The sequence below is a fragment of the Nonomuraea sp. KM90 genome (genome assembly GCF_052246675.1).
In the GTDB taxonomy this organism is placed as follows: domain Bacteria; phylum Actinomycetota; class Actinomycetes; order Streptosporangiales; family Streptosporangiaceae; genus Nonomuraea.
In genome coordinates, this window is the sequence record NZ_JBQQCB010000305.1 from 1 (window position 1) to 3,032 (window position 3,032).

General features: G+C 66.7%; 3 protein-coding genes. 1 reads left to right on the forward strand and 2 read right to left on the reverse strand.

Going from position 1 to position 3,032, the window contains the following annotated elements:
- Positions 1 to 203 precede the first annotated feature (203 nt).
- Together ACTWPW_RS63610 and ACTWPW_RS63615 are read right to left on the reverse strand one after the other, a co-directional pair.
- Positions 204 to 1,556 carry a serine/threonine-protein kinase gene (locus tag ACTWPW_RS63610; RefSeq protein ID WP_443174947.1) on the reverse strand — a complete coding sequence of 451 codons (1,353 nt, stop codon included), beginning with the start codon at positions 1,554 to 1,556 and terminating at the stop codon, positions 204 to 206.
- Positions 1,557 to 1,595: 39 nt separating this feature from the next.
- Positions 1,596 to 1,838 carry a hypothetical protein gene (locus ACTWPW_RS63615; RefSeq protein WP_375111979.1) on the reverse strand — a complete coding sequence of 81 codons (243 nt, stop codon included), beginning with the start codon at positions 1,836 to 1,838 and terminating at the stop codon, positions 1,596 to 1,598.
- Between ACTWPW_RS63615 and ACTWPW_RS63620 the strand changes: the two genes are divergently transcribed.
- Positions 1,831 to 3,009, forward strand: a complete 1,179-nt coding sequence (locus ACTWPW_RS63620; protein ID WP_443174948.1) for an IS630 family transposase — start codon at positions 1,831 to 1,833, stop codon at positions 3,007 to 3,009. The genes ACTWPW_RS63615 and ACTWPW_RS63620 overlap by 8 nt on opposite strands.
- Positions 3,010 to 3,032: the final 23 nt, after the last annotated feature.

Genomic DNA, 3,032 nt, shown 5'->3' on the forward strand with positions numbered 1-3,032 from the left:
GCCGCCCGGAAGTCTCTCGGGGGTTGACGGACTGAGACTGATCGTGCTTCAAAGTCAGGTGTCGATGGTGGCGACGTAGAGGTCGCAGACCAGGTCCAGGGCGTCTTATGGGGTGCCGGTGAACCAGGGGGTGGCCTCGTAGCGGTCGGGGTCGCTCGGCCGGATCAGCCCGGCATCCGACGCTGATGGGGTCATGCGGGCGGTCATGATCGTGTTCGATTTCTGATCGTTTTGCGTCGATCTGCGTGCTGTGAGCTCCAGGCCGACCCGACGGCGACGAGCACGACGATGCTGATCATGGCCAGTGACACTGTCGCGGACTTCCGCCCGGAGAGTTCCATCGTGTTCCGGAAGATCTCGCCGGCACCATGGAAGGCGAAAGCGGTCGCGCCACAGCCGAAGACGAGCCCGGCGACACCGACGACAGCGGTGACGGCCTTGCCGACGTCCGCCGGCAGGAACCGCGCGAGGCTGGCGCACAGCAAGCCGACGACAACGACATCGGCAACGGCTGCGATCATTAAGGTGACGCTGAGCACGGCGTTGTCCCCGTAGCGCTCGAAGTGCTCCCACGTTCCGCCGGCATCAGGGAGTCCGGCGATACCGAGCGCCGTCATGACCGCCATCGCCAACGTGAACACCAACGCGGCAACACCTACGGGCGACCACTTCTTCGACCGGGTCGGCAGGATCTTGGTGTCGCGCCGCACGTGGACTGTGGTTGCCGGCTGCTCACCTGCAATACTCCCTGCCATGGCCAGTGCTTCGTCCGCCGTCGGCCTGCGGCCCGGGTCCTTGTCCAGTAGCCGGGTGATGAGCTGCGTGAGCGGCCCGGTTCGCCGCGGCGCCGGGGCCTCCTCCAGTAGTACTGCGGCCAACGTCGCTTCCTGGGTATCGCGGCGGAACGGTGAGACGCCCTCGACGGCCTGGTAAAGGGTCACGCCGAGGGAGAACAGATCCCCGGCGGGGAGGCCGTCGGCGCCGCGCAGCCGCTCGGGCGCTGTGTACTCGGCCGAGCCGATGAGCATCCCGGTGGCGGTCAGTGCGGTGTCAGTAGTGTGGATCGCGGTCCCGAAGTCGGTGAGCAGGACCTTCCCGTTCTCGGCGAGCATGACGTTGGCGGGTTTGATGTCGCGGTGCACGACACCTTCCCGGTGTGCTGCGCCGATCGCCGTCAGCAGCGCCGCGGCCACTTCGATGGCCCTGCCCATCGGAAGCGGTCCGTGCTTCTGCATGTGCTCGCTCAGCGAGCAGCCATCGACTAGTTCCATGACGATCCAAGGAAGGCCGTCGTCGATGACGACGTCGTGGATCGCGACGATGCCGTCATGCTTGCGTAACCGGGCGGCATTGCGGGCCTCGCGCGTGGCGCGCGCCAGCCGCTCGGCTCGTTCGGTTTCCGGCATCCCCGTCGGCAGCTGCAGTTCCTTGATCGCAACGTCCACGTCGAGGGTCTCGTCGCGGGCCCGCCAGACTCGCCCGAAGCCACCGGACCCCAGTTCGGCGGCAAGCTGGTAGCGCCCGCCGACCACGTCACCGGCCAGCCTCGAAGTCATGCCCCGTCTCCTGCCATCGTGCTTGGCACAAACAGTTGATCAGGGTACAGCCGCCGTCATCGGTGCATGCCCCTTTTGCTTCTCGGCGAACTCGCCTTCAACGTAGGCGAACTGGCCGTGGTAGCGAACGTGGACCGTGACCAGTTGCGGCCAGCGCTCCTTGGCGTGCAGACGTGTCGGGCGTGCACACACCGGCACGCGCCGGGCAATGTCGGCGGGCCACTCGCCCAAGATCGACCAGAGAAAGACCTCGGTGCCCCGCTGTCGCGCTCGCTTGATCACGCTGTCCGCCTCCGAACGGCGGCGGCTCAAGAAGATCGCCTACTCCCACACCGCTGCCTACCAGCTCGTGGTCCGGGTCCGGATCGTGCTGGATGCCGCGCACGGCTACTCCAACAACCAGATCGCCCAGCGTCGTGGGGTGACGGTGGACACCGTACGGTTATGGCGGGGACGCTACCGCAGCCAGGAGGGCATCAAGAGCCTGACCGATCGGCCCCGCTCCGGCCTGCCACCCACCTTCAGCACTCTTCAGCGCGCCGAGGTCAAGGCATTGGCCTGCCAGCTGCCGGCCGAGACCGGCGCGCCGCTGTCGCGCTGGAGCTGCCCCGAACTGGCGCGCGAGGCCGTCACCCGCAGACTAGCAGCAACGATCTCGGCCTCCACCGTGCGCCGGATCCTGGCCGAGGACACGCTCAAACCCTGGCAGCACCAATCGTGGATCTTCATCCGAGACCCGGCCTTCGCCGCCAAGGCCACCCGCGTGCTCGACTTATACGCGCGCCGGTGGGACGACATCCCGCTCGGCGACGACGAGTACGTCCTCAGCGCCGATGAGAAGACCTCCATCCAGGACCGCTGCCGCTGCCACCCCACCCTGCCACCCGGCAGCTCGCGAATGATGCGCATCAACCACGACTACGACCGCGGCGGCGCTCTGGCCTACCTGGCCGCCTATGACGTCCATCGCGCCCACGTGTTCGGCCGTTGCTCGCCCAAGACCGGCATCGTCCCGTTCATGGATCTGGCCGAGCAGGTCATGACCCAAGAGCCTTACGCCTCGGCCAAGCGAGTGTTCTGGATCGTCGACAACGGCTCCTCCCACCGCGGCAAGACCGCCGCCGACCGGCTGACCGAACGCTTCCGCAACGCGGTCATGGTGCACACCCCCGTGCACGCCTCGTGGGTGAACCAAGTGGAGATCTTCTTCTCCATCGTGCAGCGCAAGGTTGCCTCACCCAACGACTTCACCGGCCATGACCAGGTCGAAGACCGGCTCATCGCCTTCGAGCGCCGTTACAACGAGACCGCCCGGCCCTTCAGCTCGAAGTTCACCCCGGCCGACCTCGAGGACCTGATGGCCCGGATCGAGCGACACGAACAGAAGGAACGCAACTCCCAGCAGCACGATGACTGCGACCATCAACCTGCCGTACTCGACGCAGCCGCGTAACCCCCGAAGGATTTACGGAGACG